Source organism: Vibrio sp. MMG023 (assembly GCF_021654215.1).
GTDB lineage: Bacteria > Pseudomonadota > Gammaproteobacteria > Enterobacterales > Vibrionaceae > Vibrio > Vibrio jasicida.
Genome location: NZ_JAKFZP010000001.1, coordinates 273,469 through 297,713, shown reverse-complemented (window position 1 = coordinate 297,713; position 24,245 = coordinate 273,469). Strand labels below are relative to the sequence as shown.

Genomic DNA, 24,245 nt, shown 5'->3' with positions numbered 1-24,245 from the left:
TTTGAACAAAATGGAAGGTTGGTTGCACTATATTAGGGAGTTAAGGAATATACCGTGCACTATATTGGTGAAAGGGAGGTGTGGAAGTAGGACCTTGGTGTTGGTTTACACTGTAAAGCTATTTAAAAACAGATAATTAAGAGGGTTAAGAGGAATAAATGGAAAAATAGGAGTGTTGAACACTCCCATTCTATTTTTAAATTCGCATACCTTAAGACAGGCCGATAATATTGCCTTGATCATCAAGGTCCAAATTCATAAATGCTGGTTTATCTGGTAAGCCTGGCATGGTCATAACATTACCTGAAAGCGCGTAAACAAAGCCAGCGCCTGCGCACAAACGCAGTTCTCGAATTGGTACGCTAAAGCCATTTGGTGCCCCTTTAATGGCAGAGTCGGTTGTGATCGACAATGGTGTCTTAGCAATACAGACCGCTAGGTTATCAAAGCCGAGCGCTTCAAAGTGTGCTAATTGTTTTTTCGCTTGCTCGCTCATGTCGATAGTTGACGCCCCATAACCCGCTTCACACACTGCCATCAATTTTTCTTTTAGAGGCTGCTCTGGCGTGTAAAGGGGACGGAATGATGAGGGCTGCTCACAGGCTTCAACAACATGTTGTGCCAACTCAATCGTGCCTTCACCCCCTTGGCCAAATGCCGTGCTCACGGCCACTTTTACATCCGGATTGAAGCGTTTAACCAATGATTTCAACTCATTAAGTTCTTCTAACGAATCTTGAGGGAATTGGTTAATAGCGACGACCGCAGGAATACCATATTTATGGACATTGTTAATATGCCATTTTAGGTTTTCAAATCCTGCTTCTAATGCGGCTTGGTCAGGGTTAAAGATTGAATCCGGAATCGCCATACCTGGGCGAAGATCATAATGACCCGAATTGGCTTTTAGGCCCCGGAGTGTTGCTACGATTACCACACAGTCCGGGGCTCGATTCGCTGCTGAAGCTTTAATATTGCACGCTTTCTCGAAACCCATATCAGAACCAAAACCCGCCTCAGTGACAACGTAACTAGAAAGTTTTAATGCAATTTGATCGGCAATGATAGAGGAGTTGCCATGGGCTATGTTGGCAAAAGGGCCTGCGTGAATCAACGTAGGTACACCTTCCAACGTTTGCATGAGTGTTGGGGCAATGGTGTCTTTTAGTGTGACAGCCATAGCTCCTGCGACTTGTAGATCTTCCGTCGTAATCGGTTTGCCTTCTAAGTTGTAAGCGACAACAATCCGACCTATACGCTGGCGTAAGTCGTTTAAATCTTTTGCAAGCGCGAGTATCGCCATCAGCTCGGAAGCGGCAGAGATATCAAACCCTTCATCACGCTCAAAGCCGTTAATGGTTTTACCTTCTTCGTTCAGACCAATTTTCACCATACGCAGTGCGCGATCGTTATGGTCCATAACACGTTTCCACGTGATACGCTCAACGTCGATTTTAAGCGCAGTTAACCCCGTTCGTGCTTCAAATGCCTCATAGCCTTCTCGTTGTTCATGGTAAAGACGTGCATCCAATGCTGCAGAAGCAAGGTTGTGTGCTGCGGTAACAGCATGAATATCGCCTGTGAGATGAAGATTTAGTTCGTCCATAGGGGCGACTTGAGAGTAACCACCGCCAGCTGCACCACCTTTGACTCCAAAGACTGGCCCCATTGAAGGTTGGCGAATGCATGCCATGACCGATTGGTTAATCTTGGAAAGGCCTTGTGATAAACCAATAGTGGTGACGGTTTTACCTTCACCAAGAGGGGTGGGCGTGATTGCAGTAACCAATACCAATTTACCGTCTTGATTTGTATGAAGGCGTTGAAGGCACTGGGGGTAAACTTTGGCTTTATATTTTCCGTGTGTATCAAATTCGTGCGGTAAAAGGCCTGCGTTTGCGGCAACGGTAGCGATGGAAGATAACGGTGTGTTTCGGCAAATTTCAATATCAGACTGCATGGATACTCCAAAAAAATGGCTAACACGTAGCGAGCAACATTAGCCATCTGAGCTGCGGCTTTGTTATTGCGCAAACGTTTGCGCGAGAATAATACTGGTAAAAAATAAGGTGTAAAGCAGTTCGCGCGCCTTAGCGTGCTACATCATAACAAAAAACACTAATTACTGCGCTAGATCAAAACAAAAAGGCCACCAAATGGTGACCTTCGCATATTTATTGCTCTAAGTACTTGGTTCTTATCGATCCCAGTAGGTCTCTTCTAGACTATCTTCGCGTTCTGGTAGCGCACGTGATAGACGAGGTGAGTGTTGTGTCAGTACTTCGTAGCTTACGCGGTTTGCGTATTTACAAATTTGCGATAGAGAAGAGTAGGTTAGGCAACGTACTTCGTGTTTCTCTGAGTTTGGCACTTCTTTATTGTGGAATGAGTTAGCTGCCATGTCGTGCAGCAGTGCAGAGAGCGCAGCGTCGCCAGCTCCATTCGTGTTTTTAATCTCAAGCGGGCCGCCAAGGTATGGACCAATGTGAGAGTACACTTTCATTGGATTCTGGCAGTCGTCTTTACGCATTGCACGGCTAAACTCAAACTTGTTGAAGTCTTCAATTGAGCCTTCAAGAATATCGTGAGTGGTTTCACGCTTCACTTTTTCATCCGTGTAGCCAGCCATGTAAAGGCCATCAGGACCAGCAGTGCAAAGAACAAGGTCCACCCATTCCAGAGCTTTGTTTGCAGCAGCAAGCGGATCATTCTCACCTGTTAACGCTGCTCCTTCTTCTTCATTCATTGCGACAACTGATACGTTCTCGCGAATGTACTCTTGCCACCATTTAGCGTTACCTTCGATAACGTATTTAGTGCCTAAAGTCAGTACCACAGGGACTTCGTGTTTCTTTGCAAACTCGATAGCGCGTTGAACGGCTTGCGGCATCTGGTCTTCTTCTTTACCACGCATTAGGTAAGAAGAAACCACAAGAGCAGAAGCTTTGGTAAATACTTCTTCCGGGATGCTCTCTGGAGAGAGCTTGTTCATATGACCTTCATTGATTGCGAACGTACGTTCACCATCTTGAGTGATCAGTGTGTAACAGCGACCAATCGGACCATCTACGGTTTGTAGGTGGTTCAAGTTCATACGAGAAGAGGTACGGCATAAGTAGCGGTATGCGAATGAACCTACTTGGATGTTTTTAGACATCACACCAAGAAGTACGGATTTACTGTCTGCAAGTACCGAGTAGTTGTGAAGCGTGTTGCCGATTGTGTCACCAGGGTATTGGTGCGTAATCAGGCCTTGTTCAACGAGCTCTTCGTACAGTGCATCAGCTTTACTCTCTTCAAGAACGAGAGAGTGACCTTTACTTAGGTTATATTTTTCTAAAAACGCATCATCTACACGCGCTTCGATATCTACGATGGTTTGACCAACACCGACAACCGTTGGACGGTACAATTTAGGTGCTTGTCGAATTTGGTTTACTAATGGATCTCGAGCGTGAGTTGGGAAGTAGTGTTTAGATTTTCGCTGACCAGGAAACTTCATGCTTGTTCTTGAGTGAGAAAAAAAGAGGCGGGATTGTATCACAAAATTTTGAAAATCGTTCCGTTTTATTGCAAAGAAATTTGCCCGCTGAAAAATTCAACGGGCTGCTGTTTTTACAAACAATTTAGACTTAATTTGTCGGATTTACCGTCGGTTCTACATACGCTTTTGTTCCATAAAGAGGGACAGTAGACAGGCTGTGTTTGAAGCTGCCTTCTGTTTCTTTGGTCGTGTAAGACAAGTAAAGCAATGTTTGGTTTTCTGGATCGTAGATACGACGTACTTTCATGGTTTTGAAGAAGATACTCTTTGACTTTTTAAAGACCACCTCACCCGATTTGCTCTTGTCAATTTTTGCAATCATCTCTGGTGTGATATCGCCTGTTTGACGACATGAGATGGAGCTGTCACTTGGATCAGACAAGCTTAGGTTTGCTTCAATAGAGGCAATATGACAAGTCACACCGGTAACGACCTCATCTTGAAGATGACCAATCTTGATGTCTTTCATTGTGAACATGCCCAGTGAAACATCCCCAACTTCGTTATCGCTACATCCAGCTAATACCGTCACCAAACCCAAAGCAAGCAAGCTCTTTTTCATTTTTTCATCCCTTAAATAGGCAAATTTATCGAATCAATTTATCAGACGTACGCAGTTAAAACAAAATTTGGCGTTACCTCAGGAGTTTAGCTAGGTTTGTAAGAGGCTTCATGCTAATGTACCGCTCCATAACGGGTGACGCCTATATTTCTAATCAAAGTCCCGTCTTTACTCGCTGCCAATGAATAGCGTGTAGCTCTGAAGGTAATAAAATGAACGAACAACAGTTAGAAAGTATTCAACGTAAAAATGCATGGCTACATGACTTGGTCGAGGTCGAGTTTCCAACTAAGGAAAGCTTAGAAGGACGAGCGACTTACTTTCGTGCTCTTGAGACGCAAGAATACCGAGTCATGGGTAAATCAGAGTTACTCGATAGTGATAACGCGTTAGTCAAAGACGATATTTTCCTTGTTGATTTTCATCGACTTACTGTGATGTTTTCTATTCTTCAGTCACAACGTTGGGCGGATAAGCACGACCAAGAAATGATCATTGAGTACCTGACTCAAATCATTCTGACCCCGGATTTTGAACTGTATGTTGGCTTCAAAGAGGGTGAAGCTGTGGGAGCGGCGATTGTTAGCCAACATGAGGAAAATACCCTCATCTCTGACATCGCTGTTTCTCAAAAGTTAGATAAATCAGACTTTATCGCGGATTTAGCAAAAAAATTGAACGACGATCAAAAGCTGTATGAAACAATAATAGTAGAAAATTGATCAATGTCGTGCTCAGTTAAGAGTTCGACATTTAGTATGTGCAACATCATTTCTTCTCGGCTGGGTATCACATGGTTAAGCGTTTGACGCGTTTATTGGCTCTTTTATTGTGCCTAGGGACGGCTGCAGTCAATGCTGACGAAACTGATTGGGAAATCAAACGAGTACTGGTTTTACATTCTTATGAACCGTCCTATCAATGGACGAGTGATATTCAAAATGGTATCGAAGAAGGTTTCGAACAGACCAACAGCGAAGTTAAACTGTCTATTGAATATCTTGATGCTAAGCGTATTCACTCCGATGGCTATTTTCAAAGGATGGCCAACTACCTACAGCTGAAATATCAAGAGTACGAATTTGATGGTGTCATTATCTCTGATGACGCTGCCTTGCAATTCGCCAAGAAATATTTACCTAACGCTGAACGTTCGACGCCTTTAGTGGCGGTCGGTATCAACGATACTTCGGCAAACTTAGATACCTTGAGTTCTGCCGGAAGTGTGCTCTATGAGCAAGACCGTGTTGTCGAGAACATTAAGTTAATCAATCAAGTACGCCCACAAATCAAAAACTTGTATTACTTAGCTGATCGAAGCATGACCTCTGAATTAATTCACCAACGTGTTGTTGAAGAAATGCAGAAGTACCCACAGATAAATCTGATTGAGCTGCGTGATGAAACACTCGCTGAAGCTTCAAACATGTTGGCAAAGGTAAGCCCAAATGATGCAGTTTTATTGACGCACTATAATACCGAAGCAGAACACGGACATTACCACTCATATCAAGAAGTCGCGCATGTTATTGGCTCAAAAAGTGGAGCGCCAGTATTTGTGTTGTGGGAAATGTACTTGGAAGAACCCGGAATATTAGGTGGCTTTGTCAATCGCTCTAAGCAATATGGATATGAAGCCGCAGAATTGATGTCAGGTAAACTTGGTTTGTCGATAACAAAGGTGGATGATGAGCTTATCTCTGAAGCAGTGCTCGATTTCGTTGCTATTCAAAAATACGGCATCAGCCGCTTCGATATACCGAGAACGGCCCACATCATTAACGTGCCACCACCAGCAATTCAAGTCAACGTAAAGCTATTGCTGTTCGCCTGCGCCCTCATTATTTTGTTGTTTATGGTGATTGTCAGTCAGTTTATGACGATACGCCAACGTAAAGAAATTGATCGCAAAAATCGTAAGATAGTGACGTTGCAAAAACGTACCTTAAGCGTTCAAAAAGAAATGATCCACGTGCTTGGTGAAGCGATTGAATCCCGCTCGGGTGAGACGGGGCAGCATGTTAAACGTGTCGCGAGGTTATCCGCGACATTGGCTGAATTCTGCGGTTTGAGTCATCGTGAAGTCGAGATGATTGAAATTATAAGCCCAATGCACGATGTGGGTAAGATTGCGGTGCCTGAATCTATTTTAGATAAACAGGGCAAATTATCCCCCCAAGAATGGGAGGTGATGAAGCGACATACTGTGAAAGGTTATGAGCTGCTAAATAACCGCGAAGGTGAACTGACTAAACTTGCCGCTATCATCGCCTATGAGCACCATGAACGGTGGGATGGTACTGGCTACCCAAATGGATTGAAAGGTGAGGACATCCATCTATTTGCACGTATCGTTGCTATCGCAGATGTGTTCGATGCATTGCTGAGTGAACGTTGTTACAAGCGCGCTTGGACAATCGATGAGGTGGTAGAGTTATTTAAACGTGAGCAAGGTAAGCATTTTGACCCCGCGTTGTGTCAGTTAGTTCTCGATAATCTTGACGACTTTATAGAGGTTCGTTACTTATTCCCAGATAACGAGGTGTAAGCAAGCCATACCTACCGAGTGAAGTTTCATATTTCTTCAATTTGGCGCTTCATTCGGTGATCTTGCTTAGAAAATCGTTAATTCCTCTTTCTCATTTCCACGAAATGCCAACTCAGTCGTTTAAACATTTTTAAACTTATCTATCATGAAGAAACATATTTAGTACCAATAAATAAGTCAATAAGATCAAATAAATTGGTTATTAGTGTTTTTTTATTATTTAGCGTCGGGGGAAGTCATGGCTATTAACAATATTAAGTGTGTCATTTTTGATTGCGATGGCACGCTCGTGGACAGTGAGCGTCTGTGTTGCCAAGCCTTGGTTAATGTTTTTAGCCAGTATGGGGCAGAGATGACTTTTGATGAGTGTGTTGAACATTTTAAGGGCGGTAAACTGGCCGATATTCTACGCGATGCTAAGGTTCTGATGAATATTAACGTATCGATTGATGTGTTAGAGCCACAATATCGCGCTGAGTTGCAGAAACTGTTTGTTCGTCACCTACAACCAATGGATGGCGCTAAAAAACTGATTCAGTTTCTCGATGAGCACAATATTGAGTATTGCGTTGCTTCAAATGGCCCGAAAGATAAGATTGAGTACGCCTTAGAGCTCACAGGGTTGTTGGGGGCATTTAAGGGGAAAGTCTTTTCCGCTTTTGATGCAAACAGTTGGAAGCCTGAACCTGATTTGATCATGTACAGCGCAATGAGCATGGGATTTTTACCAAGTGATTGCCTGTACATCGACGACACACCAAAAGGCGTTGAAGCCGGATTGAATGCGGGTATCAAGACCGTTCAGCTGTATAACGGTGCTGCTGTAAATCTCGTCGACGATGAGCGAGTCATTCGTATTCAGCACCTTGATGAACTAAAAGAGCAGCTCTTAGGCTGCTCCGTTTAGTGACATACGTTACTCAAACTGTGGATATGCTTGAATTTAGTTTGTAATAGTGGTGTTTGATGTAAGCATTGGATGGAAGAGAAGTTTTTAGTGTGAAACCCGCAAGAAGCACATGTGAATTTCTCACCATCTGATGAAATCATATATTCATCGCATTGGCAGAGCGGACACTGAAGATCTTCAGCGTTGTGAGCTTTGTTGTAATTATTCATATTATTCACCAGCAGCAAAATTGATTGGCAAGATCTAGAATAGCTGAACGCCTATCCTTTGAACATTCTTTCATCAAATACAGAAGATTATTTCGATTCACTTCAAACTAAATTATATCGGTGCTTTCTTTAAACTCAATTTAATTAAGTTCTCCCACTTTTGATACGAAAAAGAAATGACGAAACTTAGTGGTAATAATGAATAGATAACGTAATAAACAAGAAAAAGGGCTTCCAATTGGAAGCCCTTGTCGTAGGAAGCGGTTTGCTCTAAGCGGTACGATAACGCTTTAGTATTTCACCTAAAGAGTTTGATGCTTTGGTCAGATTGGTGACTCCCGATGTTGATTGCTCGGCGACTTCTCTGATGGTGTTTGATTGGGAGCGGATATCGGCCAGCTCGGAGGCAATGTCATTTGCGACAGCACTTTGCTCTTCCGCTGAAGTCGATATTTGAATACTCATGTCCATTAATGAGCGGGCCGAACTCGCAATCGAAGCTACATCGCCACCTATCTCATCAATCAAATGACTGCTTGTTTGTGCTTGTTGAACGGTACGGTTGGTGATCGAGGCAATGTTTTGGCTTTCCGTTTGTAGTTTTTCAATCATCGATTGAATCTCAACGGTGGCTTGTTGTGTTCGACTTGCAAGCGTACGTACTTCATCGGCTACCACTGCAAAACCACGGCCTTGTTCGCCAGCACGAGCAGCTTCAATTGCAGCGTTTAAAGCGAGTAGGTTGGTTTGTTCAGAAATGGCATTGATTGTGGTAATCACTTCGTTAATTTGAGTGGTGTTTTCATTGAGGCTTCCAACTGAAGCAGACGCCTGCTCAATATAGTTCGATAATGTGTCAATTTCAGATATGACACTCTGAACACGGATACGGCTCGTCTCAATTTGTTGTGTATCTTGATCGGACTGCATCATCGCTTGTTGAGAGATATTCGATACTTCTTTTGCGGATGCTGTCATTTCTTCCATTGCCGTCGCAACAGAATCAAGCGTTTGATATTGGTGCGTAATCTGTGTCTCACTCCGACGCATGTCTTTTTCGAAGGCCGTTGAAGTCTCGCTCAATGTGTGTGCGTTGTTTTTTACGTTGTTGACTAGGTCAGTCAACGTATCCATCGATTTATCGAGTGCGCAGCCGATTGTGCCAAACTCGTCTCGGCCAGGATGAAAACCAAGACGTGAAGTTAGGTCGCCATCGCCGATTTTCTCAGTCGTCGTATACAGTACCCACAGTGCGCCGCCGATAAAGGTTGCGACCCAATACGAAAACAAACCAAATGGGACAATCCATAACATGCTAAGAAGGAAAGTTGTTAAAGCGTCTGTTTTAGCTTGTTTATATTGGTTAGATAAGTTTTGCGTTAACTGAATCGCTTGTCCGGATTCGAGTTGAGAGTATACCGTTACCGTACCATTATTGAATTTTGGGTTGTTTTGAGCGCTGACGTTTACCAACCCGTCTATATTACGCAAATTTTCGGGTTGGGCTTGCACCACACCAGAAATTGTCGCTTGTGCAGAAGCAATCGAGCGTTGCTCAAATGCCTGTATGTCATTGAAATATCGGCTTCCTGCCACTGAAGTTAGAGCTCCCAGAAATAGGAGGAAAATGGCCCACATTTTGTCGTTGATAGACATTTTAATGAATAGCTTATCTATCGTTCTAAACTCTACTTCTCTCATTTGTTACTCCATTTGAGATGAAAAGGATGGTGTACAAGTTATGCGACTATCGAAACAAAATATGCGATAGGAATCAGCAAAATATGTAACAGTCAGTTGATGTATTTCAAAATATGAGATCTAAATTCACAATAAACGGTTTGTCGTATCTTTTAATGACAGAAATATTGATTAACCATGACAATGGGCCTTTGTGTTTGTGGTGTTAGTTGGGCGGAGGGGGTTATAGAAGAGAAGAATCGATGCAAACGTTTACTTATGATTCCTGTCATAGCTTTCTAAATCTTTACTTCTCGCTGTCATGAATGTGTCATATAAAGTGTATAAAAAGGAGTTGCTGTCATCGATGAAGAAAAGAAATGACAGTGAAGATTGAAGCGGGTTGCTTCAGGAGATGTAAAACAAAGGAGGTCACAATGAGCGACCAATACCAAAACGACGAATGCCTAGAGTTGCTAGATGCACTTGAAATCGGTATTAACTTGTCGGAATACGTAGGCTCAGAAGACGAAGCCGAATAAGTACAATTAGTACTCTCACCGCGTCACAACAGACGTTATAATAAGTTCATGTAAGACGAGCCAAAAGGCCACTCACAGCGTCTAATGAACTTTCTAGCCCACCTGCATATTGCACAACATTGTAATAGCCATTTAATGGGAAACTTGCTTGGAGATTTCGTAAAGGGAGATCCAAGCAAGCAGTATCAAACTGACATTTCCAATGGCATTAAACTCCATCGCTTTGTTGACCGCATCACAGATCATCACCCCATAGTAGAAGAATGTAAGCCGCACTTTACTGGTGTCGCCCGTCGTTTTGCGCCTATTGCGCTTGATATGTTTTGGGATCATTGTTTGGCCAAACATTGGGACAGTTTTTCTTCTGAATCGTTAGATTCGTTTGTCCACAAAGCTTTCAAACAAGTCGATGACCAAATCACAGATTCATTGCCATCAAGGTTTTTACTGATACATAACCGAATGTGGAGTGGTGGGTGGTTACAATCTTATCGCCAATTGGAAAACATAGAGTTTGCGTTACATCGAATGTCTCAACGTACGCCTCGTATGGCGGATCTCACCACAACGTTTGAAGTATTGGATAAAGAGTATTCAACGTTAGAAGCAAAGTTTCCTGCGCTTTATCAAGATGTTCTGGGTGAATCACGAGAATTCTACCAACAACTGATCAATTCATAGATTGGCAGAGTCTAAAGGTAGTCGGACTATCAAGGCTCTGGTAAACTCTGCGCTCCAAAAATTATGAGGTTTATCATGTCCGTTAATTTCGCTGATCTTGGCATTGAACAACATTTGGTGGAGACGTTAACTGGTTTAAATATCGTTACTCCAACACCTGTGCAGGAAAAATCTATCCCGCATGTCTTGGCCGGAAAAGATCTACTTGCTGCAGCTCAAACAGGCACAGGTAAAACCGCCGCATTTGGTTTGCCAATTATCCAAGCCGTGCAGCAAAAGAAACTGAACGGAACACCTCAAGCTCTGATTTTGGTGCCGACGCGTGAACTTGCTCAACAGGTTTTCGATAATCTAACGCAATACGCTACCAACACTGAGCTTCGTATCGTTTGTGTCTATGGTGGCACAAGCATTGGCGTACAAAAGAATAAGCTTGAAGAAGGAGCTGATATTCTTATCGCGACTCCTGGACGCTTACTTGACCACTTGTTTAACGGCAATGTAAACATTTCAAAAACGGGAATACTTGTCCTTGATGAAGCCGACCGTATGCTAGACATGGGCTTCTGGCCAGATCTTCAACGTATTCTTCGTCGCTTACCTGAGAGCAAACAGTTCATGCTATTCTCTGCGACATTTGAAAAACGCATTAAAACCATTGCTTATAAATTGATGGATGAACCCGTTGAAGTCGAAGTGTCTCCACCAAATACGACAGCCGAAACGGTAAAGCAAATGGTGTACCCAGTTGATAAGAAGCGCAAGCGTGAACTATTGGCGTATTTGATTGGATCTCGTAACTGGCAACAAGTGTTGGTATTCACTAAAACCAAACAAGGTAGTGACGAACTGGCGAAAGAGCTTAAGTTGGATGGTATCAAAGCTGTGTCGATTAATGGTGACAAGTCGCAAGGTGCTCGTCAGCGTGCACTTGATGAGTTTAAATCGGGTAAAGTTCGCGCTTTGATTGCAACTGACGTCGCCGCGCGTGGCTTGGATATCCAGCAACTAGAACAAGTAGTGAACTTTGATATGCCTTTCAAAGCTGAAGATTATGTTCACCGAATTGGCCGTACTGGCCGAGCTGGTAAATCTGGTTTAGCTGTGTCTTTGATGAGCCGAGATGAAGAGTATTTGTTACACGCTATTGAGAATTTGCTCGATCAACGTTTACCACAAGAATGGTTAGAAGGTTTCGAGCCGAGTCTAGTTGAAGAAGTGGAACCTGAAAACAATAATGGTGGTGGCCGACGTAAGAGCCGTTCATCAGAAAAACGTAAACTAAAAGCGAAATTAGCGATTCATAAAAATCGTGGTAAAAACCGCCGATAGAAAAGGTGATGGCGTCTATCAGTAACTCTGATTACGCCGTCTTAGCTTCTTGGTAGGCTTCGAGGGGTTGAGGCATCGCCAATAAGTAACCTTGATACATATCGAAACCGAGTTTTTTCATTAAGTTAAGTTGATGCTCGGTTTCAATTCCTTCAATAACGGTTTTTGAACGAATATCTTTTGCGAGATTGAGTGCTTCCATCAAGCAAGAAAAATCCCCATTTTCATATCTGAGTAAAAGTGACCGGTCAATTTTAATAATATTCGGTTTTACGCATCGAACTCGCTCAATGGTAGAAGCGTCAATTCCGTAATCATCAATCGCCAGAAGATAACCATTGTTGCTCAACTCCTTCGTGGCTTTATATAAGAAAGCTTCATCACTGGCGTCTAATTCCACCAATTCCATGACGATCTGCTCCCGCCTTAAATCAGCTTCAATAATCGCTTGTTTGAGTAGATTGCTGTACGAAACATCTTTTGCCAACATTTCCGCGGCTTTAGGCAGGACATTCAAAAACAGCTTCTTATTACTAAACTTTGATTGACCAAAGTTACTGATGTGAATGAGACGGCTGAGACGTTCAACATTGATTTGGTCATGGACGGGGATAGTGTTTGAATGGAAGAACTGATCAGGTCTGATCATTAAGCCTTCTTGGTTACTAATTCTAACCAATGCTTCGAGACCGATGATGGAAAGATCTTGTTTATAGATAGGCTGAAACACACTACGCAACGTGAGTTGATTGTATTGTGCTATGTACTGCCCATCGGGTTGCTTCGATATGCAGCCAAGCAGCTGCGAAATACTCATCATTATTGTTGTAACCTAGACCAATGCTCTTTACTGATGCTTAACTGATTGTTGTGCATCTAGTTTTACTTCAGTAGTTTGAATCTAAGCGGGGGCTTGCTCCAAGGCAAGAGAGTTAGCACTCGATAAACAGAAATATCGACCAGCATCAAACAAATGGATGAACAGGCTGATAATCTACCCGTTGCAATTTGATACTACCACTGTAATACCGCATAAAGTTGGAGGTATTTTCTGACCAATTGTTGTTTGTTTGAACGACGCAAAGGGTGGCCAAATTTAATGTAGCAAGGGCTAATCCCAAACCTACCATCCAAAGAATTGCTCAACTGCGATTCACTCGTAAAGAGCGTGATTCCTTGCTCGGTATATTCATTAATAGGCTCAGGAAGTTCACCCATCCACCAGTGTAAAAGTTCTCGACTGGTTTTACTGCGGCTAATCCAATGGTCACTGACCAAAAACAACAAATCATTGGGTTGTAGCGCATACCCATATTCACTTTGCCATTCGGTAATAGAGGAGAGCAGGTTCTCTCGGCAAGAATTTCCTGCGCTCACCATATGGTGGCTTAGTACCCAAACCGTACCCATTTCAGAAGAAATACGATAATGATGAGGTAAATCTGGTGCATCGAGCACTTCGATTGGTTTAATGACACTGCTGTAGCCAAAATGGCGGAAGGTGTGTTCCATACGCCTTGCAAACGCGAGTCCAAGGTGATGTTCACTCATGCCTTGGTTATGCACCGCAGGATAATGCTTCTCACAGAGTTTGAGACAATCGTCCTGAAAATCATTGACACTTTGGATGACTAAGTCGAGTAGCAAAGAATATCCCTTAACGGTTAACAAAATGAACGGCGAAAGGTTAGCATAGTCCTTTTAGGATAGACTAATTTGGAGAGGCAACTTCTTGATCTAAACATCAATTTTGAGAATGGAACAGTATAGGTAGAACATGATCAAACTAGAAAGAGCACAAAAAGAAGCGTTAGCTCGCGCAATTCAAGATTATATGCAGGATGAATTGAATGTGGAAATCGGCCAATTCGACAGTGAGTTTTTAATCGACTTCGTAACAGAAAAGCTTGCTCCGATTTATTACAACAAAGGAATTGAGGATGCGAAGTTAGTGATTGAAAGACGCATGCTAGAAATGACCGATGAGTTGTATGAAATTGAGCAAGAAGTTGATATCTAAGTGTCAGTTTTTTAAATGATTTGAAGTTCCTTCTAATTTTTCGAACAACTTGTTTAAAAAGGTGTTATTGGTTAGATGTAAAGGATGGTAAATAATCTGTTGCATACAAGGTAAATAAGTTAATGTTGTGTTTCTTGCTCAACATCAACTTAGGAATATATCTAGGACGTGAGATGGATACACTGGTAAAGAATTACAACCTAACTGCACGATTTATGCATTGGCTATCTGCGCTTTGCATAATCGGTTTATTTGCTGTGGGTTTGTGGATGGTCGACCTTAGCTACTACAGCGAATGGTATCGCACTGCACCACATTATCACCGCTCTGTGGGCATTTTATTAGCAACCCTCACTTTGGTACGCATCGTATGGAAGCATGTGACGGCGTCACCAAAAGTGGAAGGGAAACCTTATGAAGTAGTTGCAGCGAAAGCCGCACACGGTGTGATGTATCTATTGCTCATCACCATCTTTATTTCAGGTTACCTCATCTCAACATCTGATGGTCGCGGTATCGAAGTATTTAATTGGTTTACGGTGCCAGGGGCGGGGGAATTGTTTCCCGGTCAGTCGGATATTGCAGGTGAAATTCACTTCTATGCAGCTTGGGCAGTAATCCTAATGGCAGGTTTACACGCAGCTGCTGCACTCAAACATCACTTTATCGATAAAGACAACACATTAAGAAAAATGTTAGGAGCTTCAAAATGAAAAAGTCACTTTTCGCTACAGGATTAGCAATCGCTATGGCACTACCTTTTGGTGCTAACGCTGCAGATTACGTTATCGATACGAAAGGTGCTCACGCATCAGTTAACTTTAAAGTTAGCCACTTAGGTTACAGTTTCATCAAAGGTCGTTTTAATACATTTTCTGGTGACTTTTCTTTTGATGAAAACAACATCGCAGATTCGAAAGTAAATGTAGTGGTTGATACGACAAGCCTTGATTCAAACCATGCAGAGCGCGACAAACACATCCGTAGCGGTGATTTTATTGATGCCGGTAAGTTTGGCGAAGCCACATTTAAGAGCACCAAAGTTGTCGACAAAGGCGACGGTAAGTTAGATGTAATAGGTGACCTAACGCTACATGGTGTTACTAAACCAATTTCGATTACTGCTGAATTTGTTGGTGCAGGTAACGACCCATGGGGTGGTGAGCGTGCGGGCTTTATTGGTCAAACTCGTCTGGAACTTGCTGACTTCGAAATCCCAGTAATGGGGTCTTCTAGCTACGTGGATATGGAACTGCACGTAGAAGGTATCAAAAAGTAACCTTCTTGCAGTACAACAGAGTTTCCAAATGATGAAAGCGCTCTTAATTAGAGCGCTTTTTTATTGGTGCCAACCGTATATTGTCAGTATTTATATTGTTTATGCGGTTTCTAGAACGTTATCTTCAACAAGGTTTAAGCGTTCGCCGTAAACTGGGCGCAGAGCTTTAAGCACTTCATTACGTGTTACAACGCCAGCCATCAACCCATTTTCTAGAACAGGGAGTACCTGAGGTTTGCTTACTTTAATGCTTTTTGCTCGCTCTTCTAGAGAAAGAGACGTTAAGCGTGTAGCCATCCCCATACTTGTTGTCGGGTATAGTTGTTCTTTGTCAATGCAAAGGAATTCAACGACATCAACTAGGCGGTCATTGGCATCAATTGCCACGACATTACGACTCATCAAATCTACGACTTTCTGTTCGTTAGCAGGAATGTAGTCTTGGCACCACAATTCAACCATCACATCATGAGCAGAAAGGAAGCCAACTAGACGGTTTTGAACATCAACAACAGGTGCACTGATTAGATTGTTATCCAATAGGGTATCAAGTGCAGTTGCTACTGGCATTTCTACGCTTAGCGTAACTGGCGTTGGGTTCATGATTTCTTTAACGATAGATGCATTTTTCATAGTGCTTTCCTTAACTGACGTGAGTGTTGTAGTGTTTGTAATTGATGCAACTTTTGCTGCTTTTAATTCTGGGCGACGGTAAATACACCAGTTAGCCAAGCCAACTAAGACGGCACCACCGACGATGTTGCCAAGTGTCACTGGAATTAAGTTTGCAGTAATAAAGTGACCGACATTTAAATCTGCGTATTGAGAAGCTGGTACGCCAACTGCAGTCCAGAACGATTCCGGTGCGAAGTTTGCGATAACGATACCCAGCGGTACCATGAACATGTTTGCAACACAGTGCTCAAAACCACTGCTGACGAACATGGCAACTGGCATGATGGTCATTGCGGCTTTAGTCATTGCATTTGCAGAGCTGAATGTCAGCCAAATAGCTAAACAAACAAGTAAGTTACAAAGAATGCCCAGTGCGAATGCTTGTACTAAGGTGTGGTGCAATTTATGTTGTGCGATGTTCAGTGCATTTAAGCCCCACTGACCCGCGTCCATTGTGTACAAGCCTGCCGCACTAACGAGAGCCAGTAAGAACATGGCACCAATAAAGTTACCAACGTAAACTTTGCCCCAAATCGAAAGCATTTTGCCGAATGAAATTTGTCTGTTTGCCCAAGAGATGCTCGAAAGCACAGAACTGGTAAACAACTCACCGCCGCAAATCACGATGAGAATTAAGCCCATACTGAACGCTAAACCACCAGCAAGACGACTAAGACCCCAACCAGCGTCAGCACTGCCTGTTGTTACTGTGATGTAGAACAGGAAAGCCAATCCGATAAATGCGCCTGCCATGATGGCCAAACCCAGTGTCATGCCGCTGGTTTTATTTGCCTTACTTAGCGCAAACTTCTCAGCTTCAGCCATCATTTCTTTTGGAGAAAAGTATTGATGATTTTCAGAGCTGCTCACCGCCATGTTGACTCCTTAGTTTGTGGTTCCATAGAAACTCCTTAGTTAATGAAATCGAGGTATTTAATGCGCTCGAAAATGAAGGTGTTAATTGTGTTTTGTTGCGGTGTTCCCGAACCGCATATCCAGATTAAGCACTCAGGACGTACAGGTAAAATTGATAATATTTAGAATCCTCATCAAATTATTTGATAAGTTCTGTAGGGTAGGTAAAATGAACCTCATTGCGTATTTACGCATGGATTTTGGGGTCGCGAGGGTATGAGGAATACTCGCCAATTAGGGAGACAACTTTGCGCTACTCACTTAAGCAATTAGCGGTTTTTGACGCAGTTGCAGACACCGGCAGTGTAAGCCAGGCCGCAGATAAACTGGCTTTAACACAATCAGCGACAAGCATGTCGCTTGCGCAATTAGAAAAAATGCTTGGCAGGCCTTTGTTTGAAAGGCAAGGCAAGCAAATGGCCCTAACGCATTGGGGGATGTGGTTAAGGCCAAAAGCTAAGCGTTTATTACAAGACGCGCTGCAAATAGAAATGGGATTTTATGAGCAGCATTTGCTGAGTGGGCACATTCGATTAGGTGCCAGTCAAACTCCGGCAGAACACTTGGTTCCTGACCTTATCAGTATCATTGATAACGACTTTCCAGAGATGCGAATCTCACTTGGAGTACAAAGTACGCAAGCCGTTATTGATGGAGTGTTGGATTACAAATACGATTTGGGCGTGATTGAAGGGCGTTGTGACGATAACCGTTTGCACCAAGAAATCTGGTGTCGTGATCATCTTACTGTAGTCGCAGCGTCTCACCATCCGTTTGCTCGTAACGATTCGGTTAGTCTTGCTCAGTTAGAACATGCAAAATGGGTTTTACGTGAGCATGGTTCTGGTACTCGCAAGATTTTTGATAGCTCTATTCACCATCTCATTGAAGATCTCGATGTTTGGCGTGAATATGAACACGTCCCAGTGCTACGCAGCTTAGTAGCGAACGGTCAATATCTTACTTGTTTACCTTACCTTGATGTAGAGCGATACATTGAAGCGGGTGAACTGGTGGCACTAAACGTACCTGAACTAAAAATGGATCGAACGTTGTCGTTTATCTGGCGTGCGGATATGGCGGAAAACCCATTGGTTGATTGCATCAAGCGTGAAGGTCTACGAATGATGAAAGGTAAACCTTCGGTGCTTTAAACGATATCTGATATAAATTGACCGAATTTTTCAAAAGGCTCTGCATTAGGCAGGGCCTTTTTTGTGATTTTTGATCAATTCATTATGATTTTGTTATTTTCGAAATCTGTTGATTTATCGGTTGCGTCAAATTTAACGTGTAAAAAATGAAACGATATGAAGTTTAATGTGATCTTAATCACCGAAGTGATAGGGCTATATGCCTAGTATTGACTGCCTGATTTCAATGTATGAAGGCAGTTCTCAAACCAATTCGGTACGAACTAGCAAGCGGGTAAGAATACCATGACAACACTTTTAGCAATCTCTATTACTACTGGCATTCTCTCTGGCGTGTGGGGCTGGATCGCGATCTCCCTAGGCCTGTTATCTTGGGCTGGCTTTCTTGGCTGTACAAGTTACTTTGCATCCCCGACAAGTGGCTTAAAAGGCTTAGGAATTAGCTTAATTACCAACTTGAGTGGTGTTTTTTGGGCAATGGTGATCATCTATGGTTCTACTTACGCTGGGCTAGAGATTCTTGGCTACGTAATTACTGCTGTTGTTGCGTTTTTCATGTGTATTCAAGCCAAGCAAGCTTGGCTAGCGTACATTCCTGGTACTTTCATTGGATCATGCGCGACTTTCGCTGCTGATGGCAACTGGCAACTTGTCGTTCCATCACTGATCTTAGGTGGTGTGTTTGGTTACCTGATGAAAGCGACGGGACTTTGGTTACATGCGAAATCAGCCGCTACTTCTTCGCTTGCTGAGCAAGTACAGTAGTGAACCCCCGATCTTATTTGTATCCGCTGTGTATTGAGACTTATCCCGCTCAATACAGTTAATCAAAATTATTGATTCTTGATACGAGCACACCAAATTGGTGTGCTTTTTTTATGTTTGTATTTCCGTCCGCTTATCTGCAGCACAAGTCATGGGCACGATCAGGTGTTGCCGTTCGCCATCGTTACTACTCGTTTTAGGGTCCAACGAAGCAAGACAGGGATGTATTCGACACCTCGTTCTTCGCAATGGGCAACGATAGCAAGGGCTAAATCTGGCTTCGCTTGTTTCTTCAAAACACGATTAACCACTTTTTTCGCAGGGATCGGGTGGTCATGAGGGATCTTAACAATGTCTTTAAAGAACAATTCGAACCCGTTGTTATACAAGAAGTGTTCAATGTCTCGATCTGGCAATTCGGTTAAGCGATGGCGTTCCTGATCATTATCTAAGTGCGCTCGAACCGTATGTGCGTATTTTTTCCCCGCAGGGTCTCCATCGGTAACAACGTGCCAATCAATCCCAAACTCTTTGGCCACTTTGATGAGTGACTTCAAACCAGACTGTGCAAACTCAACAATTTGAACACCCTCCGCCGCTAAATCATATCCGCATTGGCGGGCGAGTTCGTTAAATAGCCATACTTCAGTTTCTCCCTCAACCAATAACCAACAGCGAGCAAAGAGTGCACCTGCCCGGTGGAAGCGAATGTGGAAGCCAATCCGTCTCAATTGATCGACACTAAATCGGTTAGTATTGAGTGACTTTGCAACGGTCTTGTCTGATAAACGAACTAAACGTCGGATAGAGGCCAATGGAACAGAACCGAGCAAACGGGCACTGTTGGTGGTAAGAATCTTCTGCATTGGTAATAGCTGCAACAAACTCCAAGCACGCGATAAGTGGGTAGGGTGTAAACGACCTTCTGGATCTTCAATGATCAAAATAGGGCGAGCGCAGCGCCTCAAGTCGGTTGGACCTTTTGCTTGCAAATACGCGTTTAGTAAGCCCATTAAAAGCAATCGACTTTGTTTGTTGTTGGTTTCTTTAAGAAACTGCGCAAGGCCTTTTTCAGAGGAGGGGCTCGCATAGAACAATCCGTCGCGTGGCTTTCTTGGGTTGCCTTTTTTAACACTTCGGAAAGCAAAGTAGTGTTCAACCAAAGTTTGCATGGAGCCTAGACTACTTCGTACCTCACCTTTGTTGACGTGGCCGGGCATGGCAACTAAACGACGACAAGTGTTGTTAATCCGCTTTTCAATACGTGCATTTTTGCTGTCTCCATTGGTGGGAGGAGCAGGGAAACGACGTGAGTCGCGTAAACGAATCACTGGATGCAGCGTCATGAGTTCAACCGCGAGCTTTTCTGAATGGTGCAGTTGTTTTGGTTCGCCGTCGCAATCTAGAAAGGCGTACTTTGTCGTCGTGTTATGGCCGTCTCGCGTGGCACTTATACGGTAATAAATGACGTGCTCATTGTCTGCATTGATACACCATGTCGGCTTTATACGACGGTAACGACCAGCATTCACTTCTTGTTTATCTTGCGCCTTAAAACACAGGATAATTTGTAAATGCTGCGATTGCGGATGGGCGATGGCGTAGTCAACGTGGAAATCAGTCATCTCAAACTGATAAAGAGAACCGTCAGCAGGAAGGGCAAGCGAAAGCGCATCAAGTAATGATGATTTGCCCCAAGTATTTTCACCAATCAAGGTGGTGAGTTCGTCAAAAGAGAGTGAAAGGCGTTTGATGCCTCTAAACCCAGAGATTTCGATGCGTTCTAGTCTCATCTCACTCCTCCTTGCAATTATTTGAATTATAGAGAGTTCTTTTGCTTCTCCTAAGCATATATGAAATTGGTCTAATCGAGTTAAGCTCAGTTCACAAAATTAAGAGCATTCACCCTAGGAATGCAGACCGTTTAGGCGTAAAGTCGCTTTCATAATTGTACGCAAGATGAATCTTGATCACGTTAAAATGAAATGACAATTTCTCTGTTTCATAAAATTCATGATTCTGTCATGATTCAATTCTAATAATTAAAAGGAATGAAAAGAGAGAAGATGACAATGAATAAAAATCATAAGCCAGTCAGAATCAAACTGGCGCACATCAATGACACACATTCCTACTTTGAACCAACGTCATTACAGCTAAAACTCAATATCGATAACGAACGTACACTGGAGCCTTACGTGAGCGCTGGTGGTTTTTCGCGTATTGCAACGCGCGTAGAACAGCTTCGCGATGATGCTCAACGCCAAGGTCAGGGCATGTTGTTCCTTCATGCTGGTGACTGTTTTCAAGGCACGTTGTATTTTTCCCTATTTAAAGGCAAAGCAAACGCTGATCTGTTAAATGCTCTAAACATCGATGCCATGGCTTTAGGCAATCATGAATTAGATATGGGGAATGAGCCAGTCGCGTTGTTTTGTCAACGTACTCACTTTCCACTGCTTGCGGGCAATTGGGATTTGTCGAATGAGTTATCGAGCAAAGATCACCGTATGAGTGATTGTGACAATGTACTGAGCTTCGATACTGCAACTCAAAGTGCGCAATATTTGATCAAGGAATTTGATGGCGAGAGAGTGGCCATTTTCGGTTTGTCTATTGATAAGATGAGCGACATCGCAAACCCAGATGCGGATACACCATTCATATCTGCAATTGAAACCGCAAAGCATACGGTTGAACAGATTAACCAAGCGGGTATCAAAAATATCATTCTTTTAAGCCACTTAGGTTACGAAGGCGATCTTGAATTAGCATCCAAAGTAGAAGGTATTGGCATTATTGTCGGCGGTCACAGCCATAGGTTACAGGGTGACTTTACCGCTATTGGTCTAGGTCAAGACGACCCTTATGGCATTAAAGTTAATGACACTTACGTTGTGCAAGCAGGTTATCATGCGCTGACGATGGGGCATTGTGTGCTTGAGTTTGATGAAAGCGGCAAACCGACCATGCTAAATGGCCAAAATGAGTTGTTGCTTGGACGTCGAATCTTTTGGGACTCAACGTTAAACGAGCAGCTCGATCAAGGTGTGTTTGAGGAAGCGTGTGACTTTATTCATGGTCAGCCAAATGTGGTGGTGTGTAAGAAGCACCCTGAAACACAGGCAATTTTGAGTGATAAATACATTCCGCGAGTGCGCAAGTTGCAAGCACAAGTCATTGCAAACGTAGTGCAGAAAAAGCGTCATGTTCGAGTGCCCGATGAATTCGGTGGTAGCGAGCTTGCGCCATCCGTTGCACACTCCTTTCTTTATAGTTTGAACAAACGTGGTCATCAGGTTCAATTTGCAATTCATAATGCGGGTGGGGTGCGCACTTCTCTCAATCCGGGAAAGATCACCGTGGCAGATGTTGCCGGACGATTGTTGCCATTTGCCGTGCCAATCGGCTGTTATGATGTGCAAGGTAAAGCGATTCGTCTAGCATTGGAAGGCGCAATCAATAATGCACTCAACAATGGCGTTGAAGGCACTGGTTCTGGTAGCTACCCATATACGCATAACTTGAGCTTTGAATACGATGCGGGTGCGGCCAAAGGACAACGCATTAAAAAGTTAGAAATTTTTGATGGGGATCGTTGGTCACTGATTCAAGAAGAAGAGTGGTATCGCGGGGCATCCTCGGCCTACACAATGAAAGGTAAAGAAGGCTATGAAGCCTTGTTAAACATGAAAGGTGAAGGGTTTGTGAGTAACCTTTCTATGGCCGATTGTTTCATTGAATTACTGACCGATGAACCAAACTGTTTGAACGAAAATCACAAAGTTTATTCCCAAAAGAACCAGTAAAGCTTATTGGTATCCTTTTTGCTCTCTTTCTGTTGCACATGCGATTAAGAGGGAAGAGAGTATGTGGAAAAAAGATTGGGCTGATGCAGCGGTCGTCGTTGCGTGGGTCGCGGTTTGGTCAACACTGGTTTATTTTGTACCATTAACTGGTTTGTAAACCCGATAAGTCATCAAAAAGGAGCACAGCCGTGCTCCTTTTTTGTATTTATCATCCAGTTGATAGGTGCTGCTGATAACTGTTCTTCACAAAATACTTTGTTTTTATCGATAAGTAATTTTTGTTGGAGATCGCTGCAGGCAGGGGTATGATGGCGGCGTTTGGGGAGTAGTTAGCGCAAGTTTATTTATCGTCATCTCGTTAAGCATCAGCTTATCCGGTAAATAAAGGTGATACTTGATTCATCAAGTCGTCACTTCAACGAGACCAACGCATTCATTGATTAGCAGACACATGGGTAATGTGACTGCTGGTTTGTATTGTTTGCGGAAGGTCAGCCCGAATAATGTCCTTCCGCACGGGAGGAAGCATGTCTCTTATCGAAAATACCACCCAATTATACCAGTCTGTTCCACTGCAAGAATCACTGACAATGTACGGTGTATTCGGCCTATTTACTTTGGTTCTAGTCGCTCTCGATATCTATCAGACTCGTGGCGGCGTGATTACCATGAAAAAAGCGATTGGTTGGAGCGTATTCTGGTTCTTATTAGCGTTTGTCTTTGCAGGTTCTATCTATTTCTTTTGGGATTATTACGCGCCTCATAGCGTTTATACTCACGAAAAGGCGACCATATCATTCTTAACGGGTTATTTGCTTGAGAAATCGTTAAGTGTCGACAACTTGTTTGTTTTTGCGATTATCTTTGCGCAATACAAGGTGCCAGAACATTTACGTCCTCGTGCTTTACTGTGGGGTGTCATTGGTGCGTTAGTGCTACGTGCAATCATGATTGCTGTTGGTGCGCAGTTGTTGGCTCAATACCACTGGGTGCTTTACCTATTCGCGGCATTCCTAATTTGGACTGGTATCAAGTTAGCGCGAGATAAAGGCGAAGAAGAAGAGGTGAACCCTTATCCTGAGCAATTCATTCGCAAGTTCTTGCCAGTGACAGACGAGTATCAAGGCAACCACTTGATCTTAAAACAAGCAGGTAAGTGGGTTGCAACGCCAATGTTGATCGTTGTTGGTGTGATTGCGGTGATGGACGTTATGTTCGCTCTGGATTCTATCCCTGCGATCTTCGCTGTCACACGCGAACCGTTCCTAGTTTTAGCGGCAAACGTATTTGCTCTACTTGGCTTACGTTCATTGTACTTTGTACTTCAAGCGATGTTGGATAAGTTTGTTTACCTAAAACCAGCGTTGTCAGTCATCATGATCTTTATCGGTATCAAGATGCTGCTAGTTGGAACTCAATATGAAATCCCGACGGTTTGGTCATTAACGTTCTTGGTTACGGTCATGACGGCGGCGGTTATTGCGTCTATTTATAAGAACAAATCTAACGATAATTCTAGCGTTAATATTACTAATCAGAACTCTTGATGATTTTGTAAATTCAAAAACACTGGAAAACGATTTCAGTTAAAAAAATGTTGCATTTAAACTTGGATTTACC

The 24,245-nt window shown here is 43.1% G+C and carries 21 protein-coding genes; 12 read left to right on the top strand and 9 right to left on the bottom strand.

The window, feature by feature from the left end:
- Window positions 1-211: 211 nt before the first annotated feature.
- The 3 genes from L1076_RS01280 to L1076_RS01270 form a co-directional block, all read right to left on the bottom strand.
- The gene (locus tag L1076_RS01280; protein ID WP_038877944.1) at window positions 212-1,960 is read right to left on the bottom strand and encodes a formate--tetrahydrofolate ligase; all 1,749 of its coding nucleotides are present in this window, start codon (window positions 1,958-1,960) and stop codon (window positions 212-214) included.
- A 237-nt stretch (window positions 1,961-2,197) separates the two neighbouring features.
- Entirely contained in the window at window positions 2,198-3,502 is a 1,305-nt protein-coding gene (locus L1076_RS01275) for an inosine/guanosine kinase (RefSeq protein ID WP_038870810.1), read from the bottom strand.
- 130 nt (window positions 3,503-3,632) lie between these two features.
- Window positions 3,633-4,106 (bottom strand): CreA family protein, encoded by a 474-nt coding sequence (locus tag L1076_RS01270; RefSeq protein ID WP_038870808.1) that lies wholly within the window; start codon window positions 4,104-4,106, stop codon window positions 3,633-3,635.
- A gap of 212 nt (window positions 4,107-4,318) precedes the next feature.
- On the opposite strand from L1076_RS01270, the gene L1076_RS01265 reads away from it, so the two are divergent.
- From L1076_RS01265 to L1076_RS01255, 3 genes are all read left to right on the top strand, one after another.
- Window positions 4,319-4,828: a hypothetical protein gene (locus L1076_RS01265; RefSeq protein WP_054755298.1), complete on the top strand. Its 510-nt coding sequence runs from the start codon at window positions 4,319-4,321 to the stop codon at window positions 4,826-4,828.
- 71 nt (window positions 4,829-4,899) lie between these two features.
- Entirely contained in the window at window positions 4,900-6,654 is a 1,755-nt protein-coding gene (locus L1076_RS01260; RefSeq protein ID WP_237302959.1) for an HD domain-containing phosphohydrolase, read from the top strand.
- Between the two features lie 238 nt (window positions 6,655-6,892).
- Entirely contained in the window at window positions 6,893-7,561 is a 669-nt protein-coding gene (locus L1076_RS01255; RefSeq protein WP_039976773.1) for an HAD-IA family hydrolase, read from the top strand.
- Here L1076_RS01255 and L1076_RS27040 read toward each other — a convergent pair.
- Both L1076_RS27040 and L1076_RS01250 read right to left on the bottom strand, forming a co-directional pair.
- Window positions 7,558-7,773 (bottom strand): hypothetical protein, encoded by a 216-nt coding sequence (locus L1076_RS27040; protein ID WP_095760689.1) that lies wholly within the window; start codon window positions 7,771-7,773, stop codon window positions 7,558-7,560. The genes L1076_RS01255 and L1076_RS27040 overlap by 4 nt on opposite strands.
- A gap of 270 nt (window positions 7,774-8,043) precedes the next feature.
- Window positions 8,044-9,474, bottom strand: a complete 1,431-nt coding sequence (locus L1076_RS01250) for a methyl-accepting chemotaxis protein (protein ID WP_237302958.1) — start codon at window positions 9,472-9,474, stop codon at window positions 8,044-8,046.
- Between the two features lie 605 nt (window positions 9,475-10,079).
- On the opposite strand from L1076_RS01250, the gene L1076_RS01245 reads away from it, so the two are divergent.
- Complete coding sequence (locus L1076_RS01245; protein ID WP_237302957.1) at window positions 10,080-10,676, top strand: ACP phosphodiesterase; 597 nt, start codon at window positions 10,080-10,082, stop codon at window positions 10,674-10,676.
- 75 nt (window positions 10,677-10,751) lie between these two features.
- Window positions 10,752-12,008: a DEAD/DEAH box helicase gene (locus L1076_RS01240; protein WP_038870796.1), complete on the top strand. Its 1,257-nt coding sequence runs from the start codon at window positions 10,752-10,754 to the stop codon at window positions 12,006-12,008.
- A gap of 31 nt (window positions 12,009-12,039) precedes the next feature.
- Here L1076_RS01240 and L1076_RS01235 read toward each other — a convergent pair whose 3' ends face one another.
- Window positions 12,040-12,828: an EAL domain-containing protein gene (locus L1076_RS01235; RefSeq protein ID WP_039976770.1), complete on the bottom strand. Its 789-nt coding sequence runs from the start codon at window positions 12,826-12,828 to the stop codon at window positions 12,040-12,042.
- 194 nt (window positions 12,829-13,022) lie between these two features.
- Window positions 13,023-13,655: a hypothetical protein gene (locus tag L1076_RS01230; protein WP_038870794.1), complete on the bottom strand. Its 633-nt coding sequence runs from the start codon at window positions 13,653-13,655 to the stop codon at window positions 13,023-13,025.
- A gap of 130 nt (window positions 13,656-13,785) precedes the next feature.
- Here L1076_RS01230 and L1076_RS01225 point away from each other — a divergent pair, with 130 nt between their 5' ends.
- The 3 genes from L1076_RS01225 (at window position 13,786) to L1076_RS01215 (ending at window position 15,307) form a co-directional block, all read left to right on the top strand.
- A complete protein-coding gene (locus tag L1076_RS01225; RefSeq protein ID WP_104028567.1) occupies window positions 13,786-14,028 on the top strand; it encodes a DUF2164 domain-containing protein in 243 nt (80 codons plus the stop codon).
- Between the two features lie 173 nt (window positions 14,029-14,201).
- Entirely contained in the window at window positions 14,202-14,741 is a 540-nt protein-coding gene (locus L1076_RS01220) for a cytochrome b (protein WP_038870791.1), read from the top strand.
- On the top strand, window positions 14,738-15,307 hold the full coding sequence (locus L1076_RS01215) for a YceI family protein (RefSeq protein ID WP_045405317.1): 570 nt from the start codon (window positions 14,738-14,740) through the stop codon (window positions 15,305-15,307). Before L1076_RS01220 ends, L1076_RS01215 begins: the two co-directional genes overlap by 4 nt.
- Window positions 15,308-15,406: 99 nt before the next feature.
- Here L1076_RS01215 and focA read toward each other — a convergent pair whose 3' ends face one another.
- Window positions 15,407-16,858, bottom strand: a complete 1,452-nt coding sequence (gene focA / locus L1076_RS01210) for a formate transporter FocA (protein ID WP_237302956.1) — start codon at window positions 16,856-16,858, stop codon at window positions 15,407-15,409.
- 287 nt (window positions 16,859-17,145) lie between these two features.
- On the opposite strand from focA, the gene L1076_RS01205 reads away from it, so the two are divergent.
- Both L1076_RS01205 and L1076_RS01200 read left to right on the top strand, forming a co-directional pair.
- Entirely contained in the window at window positions 17,146-18,051 is a 906-nt protein-coding gene (locus tag L1076_RS01205) for a LysR substrate-binding domain-containing protein (RefSeq protein WP_038870783.1), read from the top strand.
- Between the two features lie 285 nt (window positions 18,052-18,336).
- Entirely contained in the window at window positions 18,337-18,816 is a 480-nt protein-coding gene (locus L1076_RS01200) for a DUF1097 domain-containing protein (protein WP_038877926.1), read from the top strand.
- A gap of 161 nt (window positions 18,817-18,977) precedes the next feature.
- Here L1076_RS01200 and L1076_RS01195 read toward each other — a convergent pair whose 3' ends face one another.
- Window positions 18,978-20,609 carry an ATP-dependent endonuclease gene (locus tag L1076_RS01195; protein WP_237302955.1) on the bottom strand — a complete coding sequence of 544 codons (1,632 nt, stop codon included), beginning with the start codon at window positions 20,607-20,609 and terminating at the stop codon, window positions 18,978-18,980.
- A 273-nt stretch (window positions 20,610-20,882) separates the two neighbouring features.
- Between L1076_RS01195 and L1076_RS01190 the strand changes: the two genes are divergently transcribed.
- Together L1076_RS01190 and L1076_RS01185 are read left to right on the top strand one after the other, a co-directional pair.
- On the top strand, window positions 20,883-22,625 hold the full coding sequence (locus L1076_RS01190) for a bifunctional UDP-sugar hydrolase/5'-nucleotidase (RefSeq protein ID WP_042602284.1): 1,743 nt from the start codon (window positions 20,883-20,885) through the stop codon (window positions 22,623-22,625).
- Window positions 22,626-23,152: 527 nt separating this feature from the next.
- Entirely contained in the window at window positions 23,153-24,172 is a 1,020-nt protein-coding gene (locus L1076_RS01185) for a TerC family protein (protein ID WP_237302954.1), read from the top strand.
- Window positions 24,173-24,245 lie beyond the last annotated feature (73 nt).